This window comes from Natrarchaeobaculum aegyptiacum, from assembly GCF_002156705.1.
GTDB lineage: Archaea > Halobacteriota > Halobacteria > Halobacteriales > Natrialbaceae > Natrarchaeobaculum > Natrarchaeobaculum aegyptiacum.
In genome coordinates, this window is record NZ_CP019893.1 from 2,387,167 (window position 1) to 2,408,742 (window position 21,576).

General features: G+C 66.3%; 24 protein-coding genes. 17 read left to right on the forward strand and 7 right to left on the reverse strand.

Annotation, left to right across the window (positions count from 1 at the left end):
- Positions 1 to 2: 2 nt before the first annotated feature.
- A complete protein-coding gene (gene lonB, locus B1756_RS11620; protein ID WP_086888686.1) occupies positions 3 to 2,261 on the reverse strand; it encodes an ATP-dependent protease LonB in 2,259 nt (752 codons plus the stop codon).
- A gap of 232 nt (positions 2,262 to 2,493) precedes the next feature.
- Between lonB and B1756_RS11625 the strand changes: the two genes are divergently transcribed.
- The gene (locus tag B1756_RS11625) at positions 2,494 to 3,012 is read left to right on the forward strand and encodes a nicotinamide-nucleotide adenylyltransferase (protein WP_086888687.1); all 519 of its coding nucleotides are present in this window, start codon (positions 2,494 to 2,496) and stop codon (positions 3,010 to 3,012) included.
- 14 nt (positions 3,013 to 3,026) lie between these two features.
- Entirely contained in the window at positions 3,027 to 3,872 is an 846-nt protein-coding gene (locus tag B1756_RS11630) for an SAM hydrolase/SAM-dependent halogenase family protein (protein ID WP_086888688.1), read from the forward strand.
- Between the two features lie 39 nt (positions 3,873 to 3,911).
- Here the strand turns inward: B1756_RS11630 and B1756_RS11635 are convergent, their stop codons facing one another.
- Both B1756_RS11635 and thsA read right to left on the reverse strand, forming a co-directional pair.
- On the reverse strand, positions 3,912 to 4,283 hold the full coding sequence (locus B1756_RS11635; RefSeq protein WP_086888689.1) for a DdfA family disk-determining factor: 372 nt from the start codon (positions 4,281 to 4,283) through the stop codon (positions 3,912 to 3,914).
- Between the two features lie 133 nt (positions 4,284 to 4,416).
- Positions 4,417 to 5,961, reverse strand: a complete 1,545-nt coding sequence (gene thsA, locus B1756_RS11640) for a thermosome subunit alpha (RefSeq protein WP_086888690.1) — start codon at positions 5,959 to 5,961, stop codon at positions 4,417 to 4,419.
- Between the two features lie 189 nt (positions 5,962 to 6,150).
- On the opposite strand from thsA, the gene B1756_RS11645 reads away from it, so the two are divergent.
- A complete protein-coding gene (locus B1756_RS11645) occupies positions 6,151 to 6,981 on the forward strand; it encodes an amidohydrolase family protein (protein ID WP_086888691.1) in 831 nt (276 codons plus the stop codon).
- 36 nt (positions 6,982 to 7,017) lie between these two features.
- Here B1756_RS11645 and B1756_RS11650 read toward each other — a convergent pair whose 3' ends face one another.
- Positions 7,018 to 7,989 carry a patatin-like phospholipase family protein gene (locus B1756_RS11650; RefSeq protein ID WP_086888692.1) on the reverse strand — a complete coding sequence of 324 codons (972 nt, stop codon included), beginning with the start codon at positions 7,987 to 7,989 and terminating at the stop codon, positions 7,018 to 7,020.
- A gap of 127 nt (positions 7,990 to 8,116) precedes the next feature.
- On the opposite strand from B1756_RS11650, the gene B1756_RS11655 reads away from it, so the two are divergent.
- Positions 8,117 to 8,401 (forward strand): ubiquitin-like small modifier protein 1, encoded by a 285-nt coding sequence (locus B1756_RS11655; RefSeq protein ID WP_086888693.1) that lies wholly within the window; start codon positions 8,117 to 8,119, stop codon positions 8,399 to 8,401.
- 66 nt (positions 8,402 to 8,467) lie between these two features.
- Here B1756_RS11655 and B1756_RS11660 read toward each other — a convergent pair whose 3' ends face one another.
- Complete coding sequence (locus B1756_RS11660) at positions 8,468 to 9,394, reverse strand: GNAT family N-acetyltransferase (RefSeq protein ID WP_086888694.1); 927 nt, start codon at positions 9,392 to 9,394, stop codon at positions 8,468 to 8,470.
- Positions 9,395 to 9,582: 188 nt separating this feature from the next.
- Between B1756_RS11660 and B1756_RS11665 the strand changes: the two genes are divergently transcribed.
- Together B1756_RS11665 and B1756_RS11670 are read left to right on the forward strand one after the other, a co-directional pair.
- Positions 9,583 to 9,828: an AbrB/MazE/SpoVT family DNA-binding domain-containing protein gene (locus B1756_RS11665; protein ID WP_186336455.1), complete on the forward strand. Its 246-nt coding sequence runs from the start codon at positions 9,583 to 9,585 to the stop codon at positions 9,826 to 9,828.
- A complete protein-coding gene (locus B1756_RS11670) occupies positions 9,818 to 10,192 on the forward strand; it encodes a PIN domain-containing protein (protein ID WP_086888695.1) in 375 nt (124 codons plus the stop codon). Before B1756_RS11665 ends, B1756_RS11670 begins: the two co-directional genes overlap by 11 nt.
- A gap of 99 nt (positions 10,193 to 10,291) precedes the next feature.
- Here the strand turns inward: B1756_RS11670 and gatD are convergent, their stop codons facing one another.
- Both gatD and B1756_RS11680 read right to left on the reverse strand, forming a co-directional pair.
- Positions 10,292 to 11,557, reverse strand: coding sequence for a Glu-tRNA(Gln) amidotransferase subunit GatD (gene gatD / locus B1756_RS11675; protein ID WP_086888696.1), 1,266 nt, complete (start codon positions 11,555 to 11,557; stop codon positions 10,292 to 10,294).
- Between the two features lie 101 nt (positions 11,558 to 11,658).
- A complete protein-coding gene (locus tag B1756_RS11680) occupies positions 11,659 to 11,856 on the reverse strand; it encodes a hypothetical protein (RefSeq protein WP_086888697.1) in 198 nt (65 codons plus the stop codon).
- A gap of 156 nt (positions 11,857 to 12,012) precedes the next feature.
- Between B1756_RS11680 and B1756_RS11685 the strand changes: the two genes are divergently transcribed.
- The 11 genes from B1756_RS11685 (at position 12,013) to B1756_RS11735 (ending at position 21,575) form a co-directional block, all read left to right on the forward strand.
- Positions 12,013 to 12,648, forward strand: a complete 636-nt coding sequence (locus B1756_RS11685; RefSeq protein ID WP_086890162.1) for a hypothetical protein — start codon at positions 12,013 to 12,015, stop codon at positions 12,646 to 12,648.
- Between the two features lie 254 nt (positions 12,649 to 12,902).
- Positions 12,903 to 13,907 (forward strand): cobalt-precorrin 5A hydrolase, encoded by a 1,005-nt coding sequence (gene cbiG, locus B1756_RS11690; protein ID WP_086888698.1) that lies wholly within the window; start codon positions 12,903 to 12,905, stop codon positions 13,905 to 13,907.
- Entirely contained in the window at positions 13,904 to 14,794 is an 891-nt protein-coding gene (locus B1756_RS11695; protein WP_086888699.1) for a precorrin-3B C(17)-methyltransferase, read from the forward strand. The genes cbiG and B1756_RS11695 overlap by 4 nt, the downstream gene beginning before the upstream one ends.
- Before the next feature lie 6 nt (positions 14,795 to 14,800).
- Positions 14,801 to 15,844, forward strand: a complete 1,044-nt coding sequence (cobJ, locus tag B1756_RS11700; protein ID WP_086888700.1) for a precorrin-3B C(17)-methyltransferase — start codon at positions 14,801 to 14,803, stop codon at positions 15,842 to 15,844.
- An 8-nt stretch (positions 15,845 to 15,852) separates the two neighbouring features.
- The gene (locus tag B1756_RS11705; RefSeq protein WP_086888701.1) at positions 15,853 to 16,119 is read left to right on the forward strand and encodes a ferredoxin; all 267 of its coding nucleotides are present in this window, start codon (positions 15,853 to 15,855) and stop codon (positions 16,117 to 16,119) included.
- Positions 16,116 to 16,826 carry a cobalamin biosynthesis protein gene (locus tag B1756_RS11710; protein WP_086888702.1) on the forward strand — a complete coding sequence of 237 codons (711 nt, stop codon included), beginning with the start codon at positions 16,116 to 16,118 and terminating at the stop codon, positions 16,824 to 16,826. Before B1756_RS11705 ends, B1756_RS11710 begins: the two co-directional genes overlap by 4 nt.
- Before the next feature lie 18 nt (positions 16,827 to 16,844).
- The gene (locus tag B1756_RS11715; protein ID WP_086888703.1) at positions 16,845 to 18,065 is read left to right on the forward strand and encodes a CbiX/SirB N-terminal domain-containing protein; all 1,221 of its coding nucleotides are present in this window, start codon (positions 16,845 to 16,847) and stop codon (positions 18,063 to 18,065) included.
- A 45-nt stretch (positions 18,066 to 18,110) separates the two neighbouring features.
- Positions 18,111 to 18,482 carry a DUF3209 family protein gene (locus B1756_RS11720; RefSeq protein WP_086888704.1) on the forward strand — a complete coding sequence of 124 codons (372 nt, stop codon included), beginning with the start codon at positions 18,111 to 18,113 and terminating at the stop codon, positions 18,480 to 18,482.
- A gap of 1 nt (position 18,483) precedes the next feature.
- Positions 18,484 to 19,794 (forward strand): outer membrane protein assembly factor BamB family protein, encoded by a 1,311-nt coding sequence (locus B1756_RS11725; protein ID WP_086888705.1) that lies wholly within the window; start codon positions 18,484 to 18,486, stop codon positions 19,792 to 19,794.
- Between the two features lie 129 nt (positions 19,795 to 19,923).
- On the forward strand, positions 19,924 to 21,096 hold the full coding sequence (locus B1756_RS11730) for a hypothetical protein (protein WP_186336456.1): 1,173 nt from the start codon (positions 19,924 to 19,926) through the stop codon (positions 21,094 to 21,096).
- Entirely contained in the window at positions 21,093 to 21,575 is a 483-nt protein-coding gene (locus tag B1756_RS11735) for a hypothetical protein (protein WP_086888706.1), read from the forward strand. The genes B1756_RS11730 and B1756_RS11735 overlap by 4 nt, the downstream gene beginning before the upstream one ends.
- Position 21,576: the final 1 nt, after the last annotated feature.

The following is a 21,576-nucleotide window of genomic DNA, read 5'->3' on the forward strand; positions in this document are numbered from 1 at the left end:
ATCTACTGGGGGCTCGGACTCGAGCCGCCGGCGCCGACGGCGCTCTGGCTCCCCTCGAACGCGGAGCCGGTGATCGACTTGAGTCGGTCGACCAGCGAGTCTTTCTTCGGTTCGCCCATCAGGGCGACGTCTAACACTTCGCTGATGTTCGAGCAGGGGACGATGTCGACCATCTCGTCGTACTCGTCTTCGATCATCACGTCCTGTTCGTTGGCCTTTGGGATGATGACGGTGTCACAGCCGGCCTTGGCGGCGGCTTCGATCTTGTGGGTGACGCCGCCGACCGGGAGGACGTCCCCGCGGACCGACAGCGAACCGGTCATCGCGACCGACTGGTCGACCGGGATGTCCTCGAGTGCGCTGATGACGGCCGTCGCCACCGTGATGGAAGCGGAGTCGCCGTCGACGCCCTGCTGGCCGGCCTGAACGAACTGGATGTGGATGTCCTTCTCCGAGAGGTCGACGTCGGAGAACTTCTTGATGATCGCCGAGACGTTCTGGACCGATTCTTCGGCCATCTCCTGGAGTTTACCGGTGGCGATTACCTGACCGCCACCCTGTGCGGGGGCAATCTCGGCCATGACCGGGAGCATGATCCCGCTGTCTTCGCCCATGACGGCCAGTCCGTTGACGCGACCTTCGATGCCGTCTTCGGTGACCTGCAGTTCGTAGTCCTTGCGCCGTTCGATGTAGTCGTCGGCGAGTTGCTGTTCGATCGATCGCGAGCGTCGTTTGGCCTGCAGGACGTCTTCGCGTTCGGTGAACTCCTTGTCCTCGGCGCGGGCGATGTCGCCGGCGACGCGGACCAGTCCACCGAGGTTGCGGAAGTGCAGCGTGAGGTGTTCCTTGCGGCCTGCCCGGCGCTTGGCCTCGAGGATGAGTTCCTCGACGGCGTCGCGGGTGAAGTGTGGCAGGCGGCCGTCGCGTTCGACCTCCTGGGCGACGAAGCGGGCGTACTTGCGTCGCATCTCGGGGGTGTCTTCGATGGTGTCCTCCATGTAGACCTCGTACCCGTAGCCCTTGATTCGGCTGCGGAGTGCGGGGTGCATGTTCTCCATCGCGTCTAAGTTCCCTGCCGCGATCATGACGAAGTCACAGGGGACGGGTTCGGTCTGGACCATCGCGCCCGAGGAGCGCTCGGACTGGCCGGTGATCGAGAACTCGCCTTCCTGGATGGCCGTCATCAGCTTCTGCTGAGTACGGACGTCGAGCGTGTTGATCTCGTCGACGAACAGCACGCCCTTGTTGGCCTTGTGGATGCCGCCCGGTTCGACCCGGTCGTGAGACGGCGTCTCCATGCCGCCGGACTGGAACGGGTCGTGGCGGACGTCGCCCAGCAGCGCGCCGGCGTGGGCACCGGTGGCGTCCTCGAAGGGGGCCTGGCGCTGATCGCCGTTGTCGACGATCATGTTCGGCACCATCGCGTCGGTGCCACGGGAGGTGTACCGGAAGATCAGCCAGATGATACCTGCTGCGAGGATGCCAAGGAGAATCTGGCCCGTGATGATCGCGTAACCGACGATGATCGCGATGATGATCCACATCAGGATCGAGCGCATCTGGTTGCGCTTGCGGGCTTCTTCCTTGTGGGCCTCGATGATCTGTTCGCCCTTTCCGGCGGGGACGGTCCGAACCTTGGGTTCGTTGCCGTCGTCCGGGTTGTGGTAGACGAGAACGTCCTGGAGATCCTCCTGTGGTAGCAGCTGGCTCATCGCTTTCGCCAGCATCGACTTGCCGGTCCCGGGCGAGCCGATCATCATCACGTGGCGTCGTTGCTTTGCGGCCTTGATGATGATGTCCCGCGCTTCGTCCTGCCCGATGACCTGATCGACGAGTCGATCCGGAACTTCGATGTCGGCCGTCGAATCGACCATGAGGCCACCGAGCATGTCGTCTTCGGCGTTCTCCTCGTCGATTTCGACGCCCGGATCGACGTCGACCGAACTCCCTAGGTCGTCGACCGTCTCCACGGTCTCGATCTCCTCGTCGCTCGAGTCGTCTCCCGGACGGAACTCGTCGATTGGCTCGTCACCACCGTCGCCGTCACTATCACGGCCGCCGCTTGCGGTGTCGCCGTCACCACCGGCTTCGGCGTCACCACCCGCGACGTCGGGGTCTCCGCCCGCTTCGGAGGACGACCGCTCGCCGTCGGACTCCCGTTCGTCCCGCTGGGACTGCTCGGACTGTTCGGCCTCGAGTGTGGCCTCGCCCGTCGAGTCCGTGTCTTCGGGAGGGTCGTCAACGTTCGTATCGTTGCTCATAGAACTCTGTTCAGTACCTGTTTCGAAGGGACTGCGACTGATATACTTTCTCCATGCGGACGATCGTGTCAGTGCCTGAATTCACGCGAGACAGCGTCCAATGGCTGTGATTTCACATCGGCCTGAACGCCGACTCGGGCAACGACTCGAGCGGGCCCTGTTGAACCCTCTCTCGAGCATCTCTCGACCGTATCTCGCCACGCTTAAGCCGCCGGGTCGTGCACTGTTCGTCATGACCCGGGGGTTCTACATCGGGCGCTTCCAGCCGTTTCACAACGGCCACCTGAACGTGGTCCAGCGGATCGCCGAAGACGTCGACGAACTCGTACTGGGCATCGGGAGTGCAGACGACTCCCACTCCGTCCGGAACCCCTTCACCGCCGGCGAGCGCATCATGATGATCACCAAGTCGCTCGTCGATACCGACCTCGTCACCTACGCCGTCCCCATCGAGGACTTAGAACGCAACTCGGTGTGGGTGAGCCACGTCGAGAGCATGAGTCCCGACTTCGACGTCGCCTACTCGAACAATCCGCTCGTGATCCAGCTGTTCCGCGAGGCGGGCATCGAGGTCCGCCAGTCGCCGATGTTCAACCGCGACGTCCTCGAGGGCTCTGAGATTCGCGATCGCATGGTCGACGACGGCGACTGGGAGTCACTCGTCCCCCCGGCGGTCGTGGAGGTCGTCGACGAGATCGACGGCCTAGAGCGCATGCGGATGATCAGCGATACGGACACGAACGGCATCTGATCGCCGGTTCGGCCATGATCACGATCACGACCGACTTCGGCAGTCCGTACCCGGCGGCGATGAAGGGCGTGCTCTGCCAGCGGACCGACGCTCGACTCGTCGACGTCGCTCACGACCTCCCCAGACAGGACGTCCGCGCCGGCGCGTTCTGGCTCCGTGAGGTTCTCCCGTACTTTCCGCCGGCGACCCACCTCGTCGTGGTCGACCCCGGCGTCGGGACCGACCGCGACGCGATCGTGATCCGCGCAGGGGAGCATCTTCTCGTCGGTCCGGACAACGGCGTTCTCCAGCCCGTGGCCCGACGGCTCGCCGACGGTCCTGATCGACAGGCGTACGTCGTCGACGAGTCAGGACTCGAGTCCGTCGAACCGACGGGTATCTCCGAGACGCCGCGGGCGTCACTGGGCGGGGACGCCGGTGAGAGTACCGATAGAAACCCAGATGCTCCGGCAAGCAACACCTTCCACGGCCGGGACGTCTTCGCACCCGTCGCCGCGGCCGTCCACGACGTCGGCCCGGACGATCTCGAGTCACTCTCGTGGCTCTCGCGAACCGCCGACGTCGTCGACTGCGAGTTGCCGACGGCCACGATCACGGACGACCGCGCCGAAGGCGAGGTGCTGGTCGTCGACGACTTCGGGAACGTCATCACGAACGTTCCCGGCTCCGTTCTCGAGGGACGATCCATCGTCGACGCCAACGGGGAGCCGGTTCCCGTCGGGGAGACATTTGCTGCTGTCCCCGTCGGCGAGCGACTCGCGACCGTCGGCAGCCACGGCCACGTCGAACTCGACGTCAACCAGGGCCGGGGTGACGAGGCCTTTGGACTCGAGGCTGGCGACCGGGTCGAACTCGAGTAATACGGCAGTTGTGGGCCGGTACTCGGACGGAAGAATCGATCACTCGCTCCGTTCGTCTGGGGAGTCGGGGTCCGGATCGACGACCACCTCGCCGTCGGCCCGGACGGTGACCGAACAGCCGGCGTACGCGAACGTGATCGTCCCGGCGGCGGATTCGCTCTCCCGCTGTGTCCAGTGGCCGTGGAGGGCGTTCAGTGCGTCCGGATCGACCGAGTCCGCGAACGGCTCGAGCGTTTCCGGCTCGACATCGCGAATCGCCGCGACGGCGGCGACGATGGCGGTGCTGACGGGGTCGTACTCGCCCTCGTCACACCAGACGTGGTAGGTACCACGCCGCTCGTCGTGGTAGATGGTCCGCCCGGTTGCGTCGGGTATCGACGTATACCGATCCGTCGGGGCCGTTCCGGACATACAGAGAAATTTTACATGTTAACACTTAACACTGTTGGCCGATAGCATCGGCAATTCGCCCGACGCGAGCGGGTCGAGATGGGGGTAGATCGACCGTAACTCGGAAAAAGCAGTCGAAACTCGAGTGCGTGAGTTACTCGGCGGCGATGACGTCGTCGATGCGGACGATCATCGTCGCGGCCTCGGTCGCGCTCTCGACGGCCTCGCGCTTGACGTCGGCCGGGTCGACGACGCCGTGGTCGAACGGATCGCCGATGGTGACGGTCTCGCCGTCGGTGATCAGGCCCGCACGACCCTCGGACTCGTGGGCGGCACGGAGGTCCACGAGCGCGTCGATGGGATCGCGGCCGGTGTTAGCCGCGAGCGTGCGCGGGACGACGTCGAGCGCGTCGGCGAAGGCGTTGACGGCCAGCTGTTTCCGACCCTCGATACCTGCTGCCTCCTGTCGGATCCGGTCGGCGATGGCGATCTCCGTGGCACCGGCACCGGGGACGACCTCGCCGGAGTCGAGCGCCGCTGCGACGACGTCGAGTGCGTCACCGATGGCGCGCTCGAGTTCGTCGACGACGTGTTCGGTGCCACCGCGGACGAAGACCGTGACGGTCTCTGCAGCGGCGCCGCCCTCGACGAACGCGAGGTCGTCGTCGCCGTAGTTTTCGCTGCTGACGCGGTCGGCCGCACCGAAGTCGTCCTCCTCGAGGTCCTCGAGGGCACCGACCCGCTTGGCGCCGGTCGCGCCAGCGACTTCGCGGGCGTCGGAGTTCCCGAGGTTGTCGAACAGCAACACGCCCTCGCTGGCGAGTGCGGAGCTCACGCGGTCGTCGATGCTGTCGGTCGTGAAGACGACGTCGACGCCGCTGTCGACGATAGCGTCGGCGTAGCCCTGCAGTTCCTGCTCTTCGGCGTCGATAGCGGCGTTGAGCTGATCGATCGAGTCGATCGAGTACTCTGCGTCGACGTCTCCCGTGGTGACCTCGAGTTCGACGTCGAGGATGGCGATCGAGGCGTCTTCGACCTCGCTGGGCATCTCGTCGTGGGCGGGGTCCTCGTCGAGAACGATACCCGAGACGAGTTCGGTCGCGCTCGAGGAAGCACCGACCTGGGTGTGGACGGCGACGTTGTCGCGCAGGACGTCGCCATCGATTTCGACGTGACGGATGGCCTCGACGACGGTGTCGGCGAGGTCCGCGGCGGTCAGGCCGCCGGTACCTTTGCCGGTCATGCTCGACTCGGCGACCTGTTTCAGGATCTCGTCGTCGACGTCGGCTTCCTGGACGGCGTCGTCGATGGCCTCCTGGGCGATGCGGGCGGCCTCGTGGTAGCCTTCGACGACGGTCGTCGCGTGAACGTCCTGATCGACGAGGTCCTCGGCTTCCGCGAGGAGGTTACCGGCGATCACGGCCGCGGTCGTGGTCCCGTCGCCGACTTCTTCCTCCTGGGATTCGGAGACCTCGACGATCATCTGTGCGGCGGGGTGCTCGATGTCCATCTCGTTCAGGATGGTCGCCCCGTCGTTGGTGATGACGACCTCGCCGCTCGAGTCGACGAGCATCTTGTCCATCCCGCGGGGGCCGAGTGTCGTCCGTACCGACTCGGCGACTGCCTTGCCGGCCATGATGTTCGACGACTGGGCGTCTCGGCCCTGTGTTCGCTGGCTATCCTCGCTCAGAATGAACATGGGCTGTCCGCCCATGCGTCGCTGTTGTGCCATCGTTGGATCCTCACTAACCATGTCGTCAGCACTTCTATATAAACGTTACTCTCCCGACAGGGCTCCGTCTGGCGATTCGATCGGACGGTGTTCTCTCACCAGCGCGCACCTCGAGCCGGTAGCACAATATGGGTCGACTCGAAATACTCCCGTGGGATGCTGGAGCTCGAACACGGGTTTCGCGTGGTGGACGTCTACGCCCGACTCACGCCGGACGGGGGGACGGGGGTCACCCAGCGGTTGCCGATTTCGGCCGACCGGCTCGAGCGGGAGATGCACCAGGCCGGGATCACCCGATCGATCGTCTTTCCACCGTCAAAACCGGAGACGAGCTACCTCGCGCCGAACAACGGGGTCGCTCGTCACAGCGTCGACCGGCCGTTCGTCGCGTTCGCCCGGATCAACGGAACCCACCGACCGGAACGGAACGCGACCGGCCGCCTGCACAACGCCGTCAGCCGCCGCAAAGACCACCATACGACGCCCGAGGACGTCGAACGATACGCCTACGACGACCGGTTTCACGGCTTCGTCCTCGATCCGACCGTCGACGAGTACCCCGACGAGGAGGTCCTCGAGGTGCTCGCCGACGTGTCGCTCCCGGTTATCGTCCGCGGCGGCGTCGACGCCCCGCCGGACGTCCTCGCCGAAACACTCCTCGGTCGGGGGTTTCCGGTGATCGTCGGCCAGTTTGGCGGTCACCCGCTCGACCGCGGCCACATGAGCGAGATGATCGACCTGCTCGAGGTGTTCGACGACTGTTACGTCGAGACGAGCTTCGTCCGGTACCGCGACCTGCTCGAGCGCGCGGTGCTCGAGCACCCCGATCGGGTCCTCTTCGGCAGCGGAGCGCCCGCTTGTCACCCGGACGTCGCCGTCATGGAGATCCTCACGCTCGACGTCTCGGAGGACCTCCTGCGTCGGGTGTTCTCGAAGAATGCCTGCCGAGTAATCGAGCCGCTGGCACCGAGTGCGAACGTCGGATAACCGACTGCGACGACCAGTGTGATCGAACCACGTCGGTCACCGCTCGTCGAGAAATTCCTCCGCAGCGGCTTCTCCGTCGGCGTACAGCCTCTCGACGAACTCGGGGCTGCGCTCGAGTTTCGTTCGCCAGCCCAGATCGGGACGGTCCAGCGCGATGCGCTCGACCTCGGTGTGGGTGAATTTCTCGGGCAGGTAGCCCGCCGCGATCCACTCGTTGACGTGTTCGACGAAGCTGACTTCCGCGTTGAGCGATTTGTTCCCAGAGAGTTCGTTCCGTCGGTCGGCGATCCCGTCGACCGATTTCGGGACCCGCTCACGTCGTTCGGGGTTGATCTTGACGATCCAGATCTCGTCCGCATCGGGGATCTCGCGGTTCGTCACGAAGTCCTTGACCGGTGGATTCTTCGAAAACAGACCGTCCCAGTAGTAGCTCCCGTCCACCTCGACGGCCTGGAAGGCGTACGGGATCGCCGCCGACGCGAGGATCGCCTCGGGTGAGAGGTCGTCCTCCCGGAAGAGTTCGAACTCGCCTGTCAGCACGTCGATCGCACTGATCAGTAGCGCCGGTTCGCCTCCGTCGAGCAGGTCGGGAATCACGTCGAAGTCGACGTGCTCTTCGAGCAGCCTCAGAAATTCCCGGCGGCCCCAGAGGGCGGCCGGCGACTGGTAAGGGCTGACCTCGAGGAGGGGGACGCCCATGCGCTCGAGCCGGCTGGCGACGCGGACCGTGCGATTTACCGTCCGATCGAGGGGGCCGCTGGCTGCCAGCTCGCTCCAGTAGTCGGTCAGCAGGTCGTCGGGTTCGTGGGCGGGATGCTCGCGGCCGTACCAGGCGAGCAGCGCACAGACCGCGCCACCGGAGGTGCCGCTGAAGGCCGTTATCTCGACGTCGCGCTCGCGCTCGAGGGTGGAATCCCGAAGGAGCCGACTGAGCACGCCCGCAGTGAACGCCGTGTGACTGCCGCCACCCTGGCAGGCGATGGCGACCGTCGACGGATCGGATGACACGCCGCGGTGGTATCACAGCCGTCGACACGTCCGTTCGGCCTGCGATCGTGCTCGGATCGTCGGCGCTCGGTGCACTGGTGCCCTGCCAAACGGTAGCTACTTGCCCGCGGCACCGATACGCCCACGTATGCCAACCGAGTGGAACCTGTTTGCCGACCTCGCCGAACGCGCGGGCGACAAACACGTCACCGTCGACGCCGACGCCGGTGATACGGTGGGGGACGCCCTCGAGCAACTCGTCGCGGACCGCCCAGACCTCGCAGCACGCGTCCTCACCGACGACGAGGAGTTGCGCTCGCAGATCAACGTCCTTCGGAACGGGACGAACGTCCTGGTCGAGGAAGAAGGACTCGAGACGGAACTCGAGGAAGGTGACGAACTGGCGCTGTTCCCGCCGGTCAGCGGCGGGTAACGCTTCGAGACGCCGACTTCTGCGGGCGCTCGATGGGACGTCAGTCGTCGATCGCACTCGCATCTCTCACCCCGTCAGTTCCACCGCCAGAACGAAGTCCGATTCGTCGGCCAGACCCGCCCCCGCGTAAGCCGCGTCGGTGACGAACCGGGCCGTCTCCGGGACCAGCACGCGCGTTCGATCGGCCTCGAGCGCGGCGGCGTCACGCGAGATCGCGGCGAACAGCGCTCGCGCCGACTGGACGTCCGCCCACGCGCCGAGGCCGTACTCGGCGATGGTCTCCGTCTGCCTATCGCCGCTCGAAGGGTCCTCGGTGTCGTCGACCGCGCGCTCGAGCGTCCGGGTCCGGTACCCGACCCCGGACAGTCCGTCGCCCTCGACGGCGAAGAGGGCCGTTTCGTCGGCGAATCGCTCGAAATCGTCGGGTCTGAGTTCGCGCATGGCCCACGACTCCCCGGGATCGAGTCCCAGCCCGTGCAAGTGCTCGCGGGCGTCCGAGTGCGTCCAGTAGCGCCAGGCCGCCGTGGGGTCGTTCGAGACCGTCCGCGAGTCCGGTCCCGTCGCGTCGGAATCGGGTCTGGGGTGGGCGAACCGGAATTCGGTCACGGGCTCGAGGCCGCTCGCCCGCGCGGCGGCGAACGAGGCCGTGTTCCACGAGAAGATCATCACGCGGCCGACGGTCGCGCCCTGCTCGCGCGCCCACGCGAATATCGCCTCGTTCAACCGCTGGCTGACGCCCTGCCGGCGGTGGCCGCTCGAGACGCGCATGCTCTGGAACCATGCTTCGTCCGGCGAGAGCATGACAGCCTGGACGATGCCCGCCGCCTCGCCGTCGATCTCCGCGAGGAAGGTCTTCTTACCCTCGCCGGGGCCGTCCTCGAGCCAGTCGTGGTAGATCCGCGGGAGGTAGTCGCCACCACGGTCGGCCCAGAGGTCGCTGGTCATCTCGACGACGGCCTCGTAATCGTCAGGTGTCGCTCTACGGATGTGCATAGCCTCGATCCCCTGCGGAACCGCTACTCGCCAAATCGTCCCCGATGGCCTTCAGTGTCACCCGTGACGGGTCGGTCAGTCGATCGAAATTCTCCGACGTGCAACACCCCATTCACCTCTCTACACCCACCAAGAATTTGAACTGGGGAGCAGATTTTTCTTCACCCATTCCGAAGCTAACGATAGGCATGACCGAGATCACGACGGACGAGCGGGGTCGCGTTACGATCCCCAAGGAGATCCGCGAGCGCTTCGGCGAACGATATCGGCTGATCGAACTCCGAGACGGCGTCAAACTATTGCCCGTTCCCGACGATCCGGTTTCGGCGCTCCGGGCAGCCTCGAGCGATGAATTTACCGAGGCATCGATGGAAGATCTGCGAGAGGCTGGATTCGAGGAAGCGCGGGATCAGACGGACGAGCATGTACGCTGACACGGACTTCTGGGTCGCCATCCTGAAAGACGACGACTGGCTCGCCGATCGAGCCGAGGCTCGTCTCGAACAGTATCGCGGTGAGATCGACGTCTCGCTCGCGACCTTCATCGAACTCTTTCTGATCGAAGAGCGGTACAGTTTCGATCGGGAACAGGCCGCTCTCGCCATCTTCGAACTCGTCGACTGCGACGTCGATCCCGACGTGGTGTTTCAGGCGTCGGCATACATCGACGACGGACTCACTACCTTCGACGCGTTCCACGCGGCGCTCGCTGACGACGCGATACTCTCGAGCGATCGGGCGTTCGACGCGATCGAGATCGATCGCGTGCCACTCGAGCCACCGTCGGCGGACGAGTAGTGACCGACGTCGAAAACGCGCTGTCCGCTCTCGACTGTACTCCCCCGTTCTGCTGCGTTGGCACGCAGAACGCGGGATACGCTCGGGAGACCGTGTCCGTTACTCCCAGGGGACCGACCGCTCCTGTAACTCGCCGGCGAGGGAGGTCTGCATGGCTTCCGCGACGTCGTCGCTGTTTTCGAGTGCCCACATGAGTTTGACCTTCGCGGTGCCGGGTAAGGTATCGCCGGCCTCGAGTACGCCAGCCTCGAGCAGGTCCCGTCCCGTGTCGTAGACCCGGTCGCAGACGCGGCCCTCGAGACACTGGCTGGTCATGACCACGGTCGTCCCGTCCGCGACGAGTTCCTCGAGTCGGGGGATGAGGTCGGTGTGGACGTGGCCGAGGCCGGTCCCCTCGAGGATCAGGCCGGCAGAGCCCTCGACGACGTCGAGGAACGCGGGGTCCATCCCGGGGGTGAACTTCAGGAGCTCGACGTCTGCCTCGAGGTCGTTTGCGAGGGCGAGGTCTCGAGCGTCGCGTTCCTGGTAGCCCCGGCGGAAGTCGACCGTCTCGGTCTCGTAGTCGACGGTTCCCAGCGGCTCGGCACCGACGGTCTCGAAGGCGTCCCGGCGGGAGGTGTGGTTCTTCCGGACGCGGGTACCGCGGTGGAGCGCGCAGACGTCGTCGGACTCGGAGCCGTGCATGCAGACGAGCACCTCCGCGCAGTCGCTCTTTGCGGCCTCGACGGCACAGACGGCGTTCATGACGTTGTCCGAGGAGGGCCGGTCTGCCGAGCGCTGGCTGCCGGTGAAGACGATCGGCACGGGCGTCTCGAGCATGAACGAAAGCGCGCTCGCGGAGTACTGCATCGTGTCGGTGCCGTGCATGACGACGACGCCGTCGGCACCGGCCTCGATTTCCTCGTGGACTACCGTGGCCAGTTCCTGCCAGAGCGGCGGTTCCATGTTCTCCGAGAGGATGTTCGCGACGACGCGCCCGCGGTAGTTGGCCCGGCCCGCGAGGTCCGGGACGGCCCGAAGGACGTCCTCGGCGTCGAACTGCGCGGTGACAGCACCGGTGCGGTAGTCGACCGTCGAGGCGATCGTCCCGCCGGTCGAGACGAGCGTGATCGTCGGCAGGTCGTCGTCGAACGCGATTTCAGAGGTGTCGTCGTCTGCATCGCCGTTCGAACCGACGGAATCCCGCCCGTCGATCTCGTAGACGTCCTCTGCGAGCACTTCGACCTCGGCTGCGTCGCGGTCGACGCCGACGTTGTACCCGCCCTCGAGTTTCACCACGAGGTGGTCGTCGGTGCTCGAGGGGAGGGCCACACCCTCGAACGTGCGGTCGGCCCGATCGACGCGAACGCGATCGCCTGGATTCATACGCCTGCGTTACGCGGCGGCCGACTTGAAGGCACGCTTTCGGTCCGGGGTTCCCCCGCGGCGGCCGACGTGGGACCACGCGGCGTGAGCCGGGGAGTCGATCAGCCAGCGAGGCCGACGACCACGAGTCCGATGCCCGTGAGCAAGAGCAACGCGGCGATGGTCGCCGTCAGCAATCGGATCGTCCCGAGCGCCTCCGGCGGTAGCTCGAGGCGGGGATAGAGGTGGCGAGCGCCAACGAGTAACGCGATCGCGACGGCGATCGTACCGAATCCGATGGCGACCAGTTCCGTACTCACTACCCGACGTATGCGATCGATCCTGATAAACACGTGTCACGCTGAGTGGCTCAGGATCGACCAGTAGATCAGCGCCGTCAGTGATGGGTGGGCCGACTGGTTCGGCCCCGGGGACCGTGGGAAACATCCATGGTTCAGGCGAGCGTCGGTACGTCCATGAGCGATCGTTCGGACGAGCTCACCGAATCCCGCGAGCCCCGCTCGACCGACGACCTCCTCGAGGAGACAGACCGGCTGCTCTCCGATTCGGGAGGCGGCGGCTCGTCCGGGCCGTCAGAGTCCGCCAGCGACGTCGACTCCAGCCCGTTCGAGGAATCCGACACCCACCGGTCGGCCAGCGTCGACGACCTCGAGACGAACGTCGGGACCGAACGAGCCGACGGGTCCGCGACGAGTGTGGGGTCCAGACTCGGCCGGATCGCCCCGTCCGTCTCGACGGGGGACCTGTTCTCGCCGAAGGCGTTTCTCGCCTTCATGCTCCTCCTCGGCTCCGGGCTGCTCGTGGGCAACGCCGTGATCCCCTTTGCCGGCCTCGGTGGACTGGTCGGTGCGTTCGGGATGGCCTTCCTCGCCGGGCTCGTCACCTCGAAGCGGCGCTATCTCGAAGTCATCACCGGTGGCGCGAGCGCGGGTGGAATCACCGGGTTGCTCACGACCGACCTGACGTTCGCCATCGCCGTCTCGTTCTCCGCACCCCTGCTCGTCGGGGCCGGGGTCGGCCTCCTCGCCTCGGTCGTCGGCTACTACTTCGGCCGGGACCTGCGCGACGGGCTCTCCCGGGACATCGACTGATCGACGCCTCCGGTTCACGCTCGTTTGCTCGTTTTTCGACCACCTCGGCGTCAGCGTCCAGTTTCCCTCGTTCGTTCGGGGCCGGCCTGCTGACACGACCGGCCGGCGTCTGCGTTTCGTTCGTAGCCTCCTGATCATCTCCTCGCGAAAATAAACTAGCATTGCATATGGGAAACGTAGCTTGTATTAGGGAGTAGCGAGATGGTCCACGTCGTGAGCACGCGAGCCAGATCGAATCGTCATGGAGGGAACCGATGAGTTCAGGCACGGAATCAAGAGCGGATGGAGACGCCGATGCAGGCGCTGAGTCGGACGACGGGGGCCACTGCTCGACGCCCGATTCGGACGGCGAGGTAGCCGAAGAGATCGCCATCGTCTCCTTCGAGCGCAAACTCGAGACGGCACGAGAGATCAAAGCTGGTCTCGCAGACCGGTACGAGTCGATCGAGATTCTCGAGTACCACGGTGACGTCTTCGAGGAGTACTGGGGCGAGTACGACTGCTTCGTCGGCCTGATGGCCTCGGGCATCGCGATGCGGAAGACGGCCCACCTGCTCGAGGACAAGTGGGACGATCCCGCTATCGTCGTGATCGACGAGGAGTTGACGTGGGCGATTCCTATCACGGGTGGCCACCACGGCGCGAACCAGGTCGCACAGGACCTTGCCACGATGGGCGCGATTCCGGCGATGACCACGGCCTCGGAGGCCGCGGGCAAGCAGGGCGTCGAGTCCCGCGCGAAGGCGATGGACGCCCACGTCGTCAACGGCGACTCGACGGTTCAGACGAACCTCGCCGTCCTCGACGACGACCTCGGGCCGGTCGCCCGACTCGACGGCCCCCGGGCCGTCCTCGTCGGCGACGACGTCACCGTCCTCAAGCGCAACAGTGACGACGGCGTGGTCATCGGGACCGGGAGCGTCTCCGGCGCGAGCAAAGACGCGTTCCTCGCCGCCTGGGAGGAGGCTCTCGAACGAACCGACTACGGATTCTCGGACGTCGAGTTCGTCGCGACCGCAACCCGGAAGGCCGACGAGGAGGGACTCCTCGAGGCCGCACGGGAACTCGACCTCGGCGTGGTCACCTTCGACAGGGAGACGCTGCTGGATCACGAGGGGCCGACGCCCTCGAAGTCCAAGGAACTGATCGGCTGGCCCGGCGTCTCGGAGGCGAGCGCGATCGCGGGCGGCCGCGAGCAGGAACTCCTCGTCGAGAAACTGGGCTACGAGAACGAAGTGACGGTGGCGATCGGGCGATGAGTTCCGACGCGAGTACCCCGGAGACGGACACCGACGCCGTGACCGGCGGCACGCCCGCCGACTACGGCACTCTCTACGTGGTCGGCATCGGCCCCGGCCTGCCCGAACACATGACCGCGAAGGCAAAGCGGGTGATCGAGTCCGCGGACGTGGTCATCGCCTCCAGTCTCTACCAGGCGTTCTTGCGCGAGGACGGCACCCTCCCGCCGGAGGATACTGTCGACGACGACGGCATCGCCACGCGTGCCAGCGGCTTCGAACAGGAGATCGTCCGCTCGACGATGGGCCGTCAGATCGAACTCGCTCGCGCGGCGTTCGAGTACGTCCGCGAGGGCAAAGACGTCGCCCACGTCTCAGGCGGCGATCCCTCCGTCTACGGCAAGTCGGACCTCCTGTTCACGATGGCCGAGCGCGAGGACGCGACGGACGTGCCGATCGAGATCGTCCCCGGCTTGACGGCGGCACTGGGCGGCGCGGCCAACGTCGGCGCGCCGCTGTGTAACGACTTCTGTACCATCTCGCTGTCCGACAAGTGGCGCGGCTGGGACGAAATCGAGGAGAAACTGCGGGCCGCAGCCATCTCGGACTTCGTGATCGTCCTCTACAACTGCTGGCGAAACTACGAGCAGGCAGTCGAGATCGTTCGCGAGGAGCGTACCGACGACGCCCTCGTGGCGATCGTCAACGACGCCGGTCGCGAAGACGCCGGCCGCAACGGCGAGAGTGAGTTCATCACGACCCTCGGCGAGGCTGCCGACCACGACGACAGGGTCTCGGGGATGGGTACCTCGCTGATCATCGGCACTCACGAGACGAAAACCTGGCGCAACGACGACCGAACGTACCTCGTCACCCCGCGCGGCGGGCGTGACGTGGAGGATTTCTGATCGACCATGAGCACAGACACTGACGCCGACGCTGACGACGAATCGACTTCCAAGTGTGGTGCCTCGAGCACCGACGACCCCGGATCGACGACCTCGAGTGGCTCGAAATGTGGTGCCTCCTCGAGCGACAGTGACGACTCCGGCTCGAAATGTGGGGCGAGTTCCTCGTCCTCGAACTCGGACTCGACGTGCGGGGCCTCGAGTTCCAGTTCCGCCTCCAGCAAGAGCGAGTCCGTCGAGGAGAAGATCGACGCGACGGTCGAGGACTTCGACGCCGACCCGGGCAAACTGACCGCCGTCGGGCTCGGCCCCGGCCACCCCGAGGGGATGACCCAGCGGGCGAAAGACGCCCTGCTCGCGGCCGACCACATCGTCGGCTACACGACCTACGTCGAACTGCTTCCGGACGAGATCACCGAGCAGGCCGACGACATCTACGACACACCGATGTGCGGCGAGGTTTCACGAACTGAGGAGTCCGTCGACCGCACGCTCGCGGGCAACGACGTCGCCATCGTCGGCAGCGGCGACCCGAACGTCTACGCGCTCGCGGGACTGGCACTCGAGATCTTGGAGTCGAAGGGTGCGACGGCCTCGATGGTCGACTTCGAGGTGGTCCCCGGCGTCCCCGCCGCCCAGTCCTGTGGCGCTCGGCTGGGCGCGCCGCTGGTGAACGACACCGTCTCGATCTCGCTGTCGGACCATCTCGTGCCGATGCCCGAGATCGAGTCGCGCCTGCATTCGGTCGCCAAAGAGCGCTTCGTCATCACGATCTACAACCCGTGGAGTCGCAAGCGCCGGGACAACTTCGCGAAAGCCTGTGAGATCCTGTTGACCCACCGCGATCCCGACACGCCCGTCGGCATCGTCCACGCCGCCGGCCGCGAGGACGAACAGGTGATGATCACCGACCTCGCCGAACTTCCGGAGCTGGGAGAGAGTGAGATCGTCGACATGACGACGACGATCGTCGTCGGGAACGAGGAGACCTACGTCTGGGACGACCGGATGGTCACCCCGCGCGGGTACGAGACGAAGTACGACTACTGACCCATACCATGCCACAGTACGAACTCACGGTCGAAAAAGACGCCTGCGACGGCATCTTCGCCTGCCTGACTCGCGATCCGCGTTTCGTCGAGGGCGAAGACGGCCTCGCGACGATCGATCCGGACGCCGACCCCGTCTACGACTGCGAGGGGACGGTGACCGACACCGACGAACGCGTCGTCGCGACATTCGACGACGACCGCATCGACGAGGCCCGACAGGCCGCCGCGGCCTGCCCGACGGACGCCATCGTCGTCCGGGAGGTGGGCGAATGAGCGGCACAGGGTCGGGCGACGACGGATCGAGCGCCAACCCGACGGACCCACCGGCCAGCCTCGAGGTCCCGCCGGACCCGCTCGCGGGCCACCCCGCGACGGCGTACTTCTGGGGCCACGTCGCAGGCAGCGGCGACGTCTCTGCGACGGGACTCGAGGTCGTCACGAACGACGAGGCCTCGGCACAGGTGCTCGCGGCGATCGCTGGTGGCGACGTCGCTCACGACACCGTCAGCAGGGAGTACGCCCACGACGCCTCGATCACGCGCACCGAAGACGAGTACACGCTCTCGATCGACGGCCTGCTCGGGCGATCGAGTCCGCGCTCACTCCCCGTCGACGGCCGCGGTGGCTACCGTTTCGGTGCGTTCGCGCGACACGATCGGGACCTGCTCCGGGGGTTGCTCGAGGGCTGTGGGACGATCTGCTTCAAGTCCTCGAGTGGCACCGTGGGCATCTCGTTCGTCCACGACGACCGCGAGTTACTCGAGCGCTGTCGGGCTCTGATCGCCGACTGCCCGGTCGACGCGCCGACGGACGACCTCGCCGAGACTTCGTCTGGCGGCTACTGGTTCGGCGTCGAGGACGACGCCGCACCAGCGTTCGGCACCTGGCTGTACGAGACCTGCGAGGAGACCGGCTGTTTCGCCCCGAGTCGACGCCGAAAGCTCGAGGCCAGCCTCGAGCAGGCGGCAGGCTACGACTGATAATCAAAACGACACACCATGAGCCAGACCGACACCGCACCGACGATCGGCGACGAGGAAGCCATCCTGTTGATCGGCCACGGCTCCCGTCGCGAGCGCTCGAACGAACAGGTCCGCGAACTGGCCGCCGGCCTCGAGTCCCGGCTGGGGATTCCGGTCGACGCGGCCTTCCTCGAACTGGCCGAGCCGTCGATCGAGGACGCGCTCGCCGAACTCGCGGCGGTCGTCTCGCGAGTGACCGCGGTCCACTGCTCGCTGTTCGCCGCGAGCCACGTCAAAAACGACGTCCCAATCGCGATCGACCGCGCCCGCACGACTCACGACCTCGAGATCGACGTCGGCTCTCACCTCGGGATCCACCCGGCGATCCTCGACCTGCTCGACGACCGGGCGGCGGCCGTCGAGGCCCAACTCGGCGTCGACCGCGCGACCGACGACGTCGCCGTCGTGCTCTGTGGCCGGGGATCGAGCGATCCCGACGCAAACGGCGACGTCCACAAACTCGCGCGCCTGCTCTACGAGGGACGTGCGTTCGACCGCGTCGACGCGGCCTTCGTCGGAGTCACCGAACCGCGACTCGAGGATACCCTCCACGGGCTGGCCAAGCACCGGCCGGACGCGGTCGTCGTCCTGCCGTACATGCTCGGCGACGGCGTCCTCACCCAGCGGGTGCGGGACTGGACCGCCGAGTTCGACGCCGACTACCCCTACGTCGACGCGCTTGCCGGCGATCCGCTCGGGACCGACTCCCGGCTGCTCGACGTCTTCGCCGATCGCTGGCAGGAAGCCCGGTCGGGGAGCGTCGAGATGTCCTGTGACACCTGCAAGTACAAGGTCGACCTCGAGGGCTACGAGGAGGACGTCGGCGGCGCTCGCGCGATGCTCCGGGCGCTGGCTCACCACGAGGCCCACGCCGACCGCGAGGACGTCGACGACGAGCCACACGCCCACGACGCGCCCGACAAGCACGTGACGGTCTGTACGAACCGGACCTGCGCCGACATGGGCTCACCCGCGGTGCTCGAGCGGCTCCGGCAGGCCGCCCGTGACTCCGAGCACGCCGACGCGCGGATCACCCGGACCTCCTGTCTCGGTCGCTGTGGCGACGGCCCGATGGTCGCCGTCTACCCGGACGGCGTCTGGTACGGCGACGTCGATGCCGACGACGCCGGACGGATCGTCTCGGACCACCTCGACCGTGACCGCATCGTGAGCGACCTCGTCGACCAGTTGCTGTAGTATCGACTCCTGACTGCCACGACACACGACTACCGATACACAGACATGAGCTGCTACGAACTCGAAGCACTGAAACTCGGACTGATGAACGTCCTCGGCGTCGAGGACCGACACGCCCGCGAACACGCGGAGAAGGACCTGGAAGGTCACCTCGAGGGGCCGATCGAAGCGCTCGCCAACGCCGAGTCGTTCGCGGCGATCGAACGCCACCTCGACGCGGCACTCGTCGACCTCGAGGAAGAAATCGCCGCGATGGACCCCGACGACCCCGCCTACGGCTACTACCGGGGTCGGTTGCTCGAGGTGCGCAACGCCGAGCGAGCGGTGGGTCGGCTCCGCGATCAGGGCGAGGACGTCCTCGCGGGGCTGGGCGAGGCTCACGACCTGCTCCACGAGACGTTCCCGATCGAGGAGTAACATGGCCGACAGCGCTGACACCGAGGTTCCCCCGAGCCGCGACGCGGAGGCCGAGACGGCGGATCTGGCCACTCGCTCGCTCGGCGAGATCGATCCCGCCCGGAGCCGCCACTCCTGGACTCGATCCGGTGTCTCCCTCCACGACGACCTCATCGTCGTCGGCCAGTGGGACGGCACCGTCACGGCCCTCGAGGCGGACTCGCTCGAGGCTCGCTGGACGGTTTCCCACCCGGACCGTCCGGTCGGGATCGCGACGCTCCCGGGGACTGGCCCGGGTGGCACCGATACGATCGTCGTTGCGGGGCGTGGTGACCGCGGAACGATCGCTGCCTACGACGGCGAAATGGGGGATCGACTCTGGACCTTCGACACGGCCGCCGACGTCGGCGAGGCGACGAGAGAGTCGATCTTCTATCTGCCGTACGTGGTCGGACTCGAGTCGGCCGGGTCGGCTGGCGACGAGGACCTGCGTCTCTACGCCGCGGCGCGTCGGTACGAACGCGACGGGCAGACCCGTCGCTGGCACAGCACCGTCTACGCGTTCGATCCCGACGGCTCGGTCCGCTGGCGTTACGAGACCGACGCCTCGCCGATCGCGCTCGAGCTCGACCCAGCGGGCGAGCGACTGGCCGTCGGCTACAACCGCTGTATGGGCGATCACGACACCGGACTCGTCGTCCTCGAGGCCGACACCGGCGACCTCGTCTGGACGTGGGACCCGGGGACCGAGGGCGACCGCCGCGTCGGGGACGTCTCCTACGTCGGCGAGACGCTCGCGGTGGCGAGCCACGGCGACAAGCGCGGCTACCTGCTCGGCCCCCGCGGCGACGAACGCTGGCACGTCGACCTCGCCGTCGAGACCAAAATCGACGAGGAGATCCTGTACGCCTACCCGAACCACGTCCACGCGCTCGACGACCGGGTGGCGTTCGTCACCGGAAACACCTACGCGCTCGAGGGCCGGGAAACCGAGGGCCTGCACCCGAACGAACACCAGTTGATCGTCGTCGACGCCGACGGCGAGCCGTGCTGGGACGCCGACGTCGGTGGGTTCGTCCACGGACTCGCCGCAGACGGTGCCCGACTCGTCGTTCCCAGCGCCCAGCACTTCCGCGTCCGAGATCCGGAGACGCACGCGGTCTACACGTTCGACCTCGAGACCGGTGCGTGCGACCGTCTCGACTTCGAGGGTGCACCGACGGCGGTCGCGCTCGAGGACGGGGCTACCGCGGTGGTCGAGGAACCCGTTGCCTACCACGACCGCGAGGGGACGCTGGGTGCATATACGCTTCACGTCGGCCGGATCGAGTAACTCCTCTCTGCCGTCCTGACGCCGGTGTTTTCCACCTGTGATATCCTGGTGCGCCCGCCGCTCGAGCGGTCGCACACGCAAGGCCAACCCCCACAACGCTGACTCGCGTTACGTTTTCCCGAACTGACAATGGAGCGAGAACGTGAACGCTCCGGTGAGTGTTCATCGATCCCGAACGCCCGACTGGCGGAGTACGGTGGGGATCGCGAGGGGACGGACGCTCGAGTACTCACCGACGGCGGTCAGGCACAGCTCGACGAACCCGACGACGACAGCGAGGAGGTCGACGAAGACGCCGAAAGCCCCGAAGCCGAGGCGGAAGACGAGTCAGCGGATCAGGAGGCCGAGAGTGACGAAGCGAAAGCGGAGGCTGAAGAGGCTGAAGAAACCGAGGAGGGGAAAGCGGAGGCCGAGGAGAGTGCTGAGGGCGACGAAGACGAAGCGGAGGCCGAGAGCGACGAAGGGGAGACGGAAGGTGCTACCGAAGAGGAAGACGAGGAAGCTGAACAGGCCCACGAAGCGGAGGACACTGAAGACGTCGAAGCGGACGAAGAAGACGAGACGGAAGCAGTCGAAGAGGAAGCGGAGGAGGAAGCCGGTGAAGCAGGCGAAGAAGATGCTGAAGAGACCGCCGAGGAACCGGGCCACGACGTCGAGGACGCAGATCAGGTCTACCAGAGCGGCGAGACCGCCGGCGTCGCCCACCTCGACCTCGAGGGGCTGTTCCTCGACGTGCTCGGCCTCGAGGTCAACCTGAACGAGGTGACCCTCGACGTCTCCGCCCGGCCGGGGGAGAACAACTTGCTCGGGAACCTGTTGTCTGCCGTCACGGGACTGCTCGACGAGGGGAGTTCGATGCTCGAGAAAGTGAAGGCCTTGCTCTCGAAGCCGGCCGAGTGGGTCAGCGGGGTGCTCGAGCGACCGCGGGAGCTCCTCGGGACCCTGGTCCGGTCTCCCGGGCAGTTCCTCGCGGGGCTGTTCGGGTTCGAGCCGGAGGCCGTCGACGTCGGGGCGCTGGGTGACGAGCAAGCGGACGAGGAGGAAGCCGAGGGCGAGCCTGCCGACGAGGAGGCGGATGCCGAGGAGGGCGACGAGGAAGCCTCGCCGGGACGGATTTCGGCTGCCGTCGCCTGGTTGAAGGAGAAACTCGTCTCCCTCGTCCCCGGGTTACCGGTCGAGGACCTCCTCGCGACGATCATCCGTGAAACACTCCGGACGCTCGTCGACACCCTCGAGGAATCCATGACCGAAGCGGGCGACGAGCAGCAACAGGAAGGCGAGCCAGCGGAGGCTCCGGCATGAGCGACGAGACACTCGCCCAGCGGATCGACTACGAGGCGATCGCAGACAGCGTCGATACCGACGACCTGCTCGAGGGGACCCAGTGGGAAGACGAGGTCGACGAGGAGACTCCCCTCGGTGCGGTTCTCGGTGCCCAGATCGGGACGGTCGTCGGCCGAACGGTCGGCGAGTCGCTCGGCCGATCGGTTGGTGACCTGGTCGTCGAGGAGGTCCTCCAGCCGGACGAGTCCGAAGACGAGGACGTCGAGGCAGACGACTCGGCTGACGAGTCCGAAGACGACGACCAGGACGGGGACGGTGATTCGGACGCCGACGACGAGGAGGCGGAATCAGCCGAGTCCGAAGACGAGGCGGACGCCGACACAGCGGATGGCGAGGCAGATACCGAGAGTGAGGACGACGAATCCACAGCGGGCGAGGAGGTTCGAGCGCACGACCAGGACCAAGAACAGACCGACGACTCCAGCCAGGAGGACTGAT

Excerpts from the sequence above, each read along its gene's own strand:
- lonB (WP_086888686.1), bottom strand. The coding sequence starts at position 2,261 with ATGAGCAACGATACGAACGTTGACGACCCTCCCGAAGACACGGACTCG.
- B1756_RS11625 (WP_086888687.1), top strand. The coding sequence starts at position 2,494 with ATGACCCGGGGGTTCTACATCGGGCGCTTCCAGCCGTTTCACAACGGC.
- B1756_RS11630 (WP_086888688.1), top strand. The coding sequence starts at position 3,027 with ATGATCACGATCACGACCGACTTCGGCAGTCCGTACCCGGCGGCGATG.
- B1756_RS11635 (WP_086888689.1), bottom strand. The coding sequence starts at position 4,283 with ATGTCCGGAACGGCCCCGACGGATCGGTATACGTCGATACCCGACGCA.
- thsA (WP_086888690.1), bottom strand. The coding sequence starts at position 5,961 with ATGTTCATTCTGAGCGAGGATAGCCAGCGAACACAGGGCCGAGACGCC.
- B1756_RS11645 (WP_086888691.1), top strand. The coding sequence starts at position 6,151 with ATGCTGGAGCTCGAACACGGGTTTCGCGTGGTGGACGTCTACGCCCGA.
- B1756_RS11655 (WP_086888693.1), top strand. The coding sequence starts at position 8,117 with ATGCCAACCGAGTGGAACCTGTTTGCCGACCTCGCCGAACGCGCGGGC.
- B1756_RS11660 (WP_086888694.1), bottom strand. The coding sequence starts at position 9,394 with ATGCACATCCGTAGAGCGACACCTGACGATTACGAGGCCGTCGTCGAG.
- B1756_RS11665 (WP_186336455.1), top strand. The coding sequence starts at position 9,583 with ATGACCGAGATCACGACGGACGAGCGGGGTCGCGTTACGATCCCCAAG.
- B1756_RS11670 (WP_086888695.1), top strand. The coding sequence starts at position 9,818 with ATGTACGCTGACACGGACTTCTGGGTCGCCATCCTGAAAGACGACGAC.
- gatD (WP_086888696.1), bottom strand. The coding sequence starts at position 11,557 with ATGAATCCAGGCGATCGCGTTCGCGTCGATCGGGCCGACCGCACGTTC.
- B1756_RS11685 (WP_086890162.1), top strand. The coding sequence starts at position 12,013 with ATGAGCGATCGTTCGGACGAGCTCACCGAATCCCGCGAGCCCCGCTCG.
- cbiG (WP_086888698.1), top strand. The coding sequence starts at position 12,903 with ATGAGTTCAGGCACGGAATCAAGAGCGGATGGAGACGCCGATGCAGGC.
- B1756_RS11695 (WP_086888699.1), top strand. The coding sequence starts at position 13,904 with ATGAGTTCCGACGCGAGTACCCCGGAGACGGACACCGACGCCGTGACC.
- cobJ (WP_086888700.1), top strand. The coding sequence starts at position 14,801 with ATGAGCACAGACACTGACGCCGACGCTGACGACGAATCGACTTCCAAG.
- B1756_RS11705 (WP_086888701.1), top strand. The coding sequence starts at position 15,853 with ATGCCACAGTACGAACTCACGGTCGAAAAAGACGCCTGCGACGGCATC.
- B1756_RS11710 (WP_086888702.1), top strand. The coding sequence starts at position 16,116 with ATGAGCGGCACAGGGTCGGGCGACGACGGATCGAGCGCCAACCCGACG.
- B1756_RS11715 (WP_086888703.1), top strand. The coding sequence starts at position 16,845 with ATGAGCCAGACCGACACCGCACCGACGATCGGCGACGAGGAAGCCATC.
- B1756_RS11720 (WP_086888704.1), top strand. The coding sequence starts at position 18,111 with ATGAGCTGCTACGAACTCGAAGCACTGAAACTCGGACTGATGAACGTC.
- B1756_RS11725 (WP_086888705.1), top strand. The coding sequence starts at position 18,484 with ATGGCCGACAGCGCTGACACCGAGGTTCCCCCGAGCCGCGACGCGGAG.
- B1756_RS11730 (WP_186336456.1), top strand. The coding sequence starts at position 19,924 with ATGGAGCGAGAACGTGAACGCTCCGGTGAGTGTTCATCGATCCCGAAC.
- B1756_RS11735 (WP_086888706.1), top strand. The coding sequence starts at position 21,093 with ATGAGCGACGAGACACTCGCCCAGCGGATCGACTACGAGGCGATCGCA.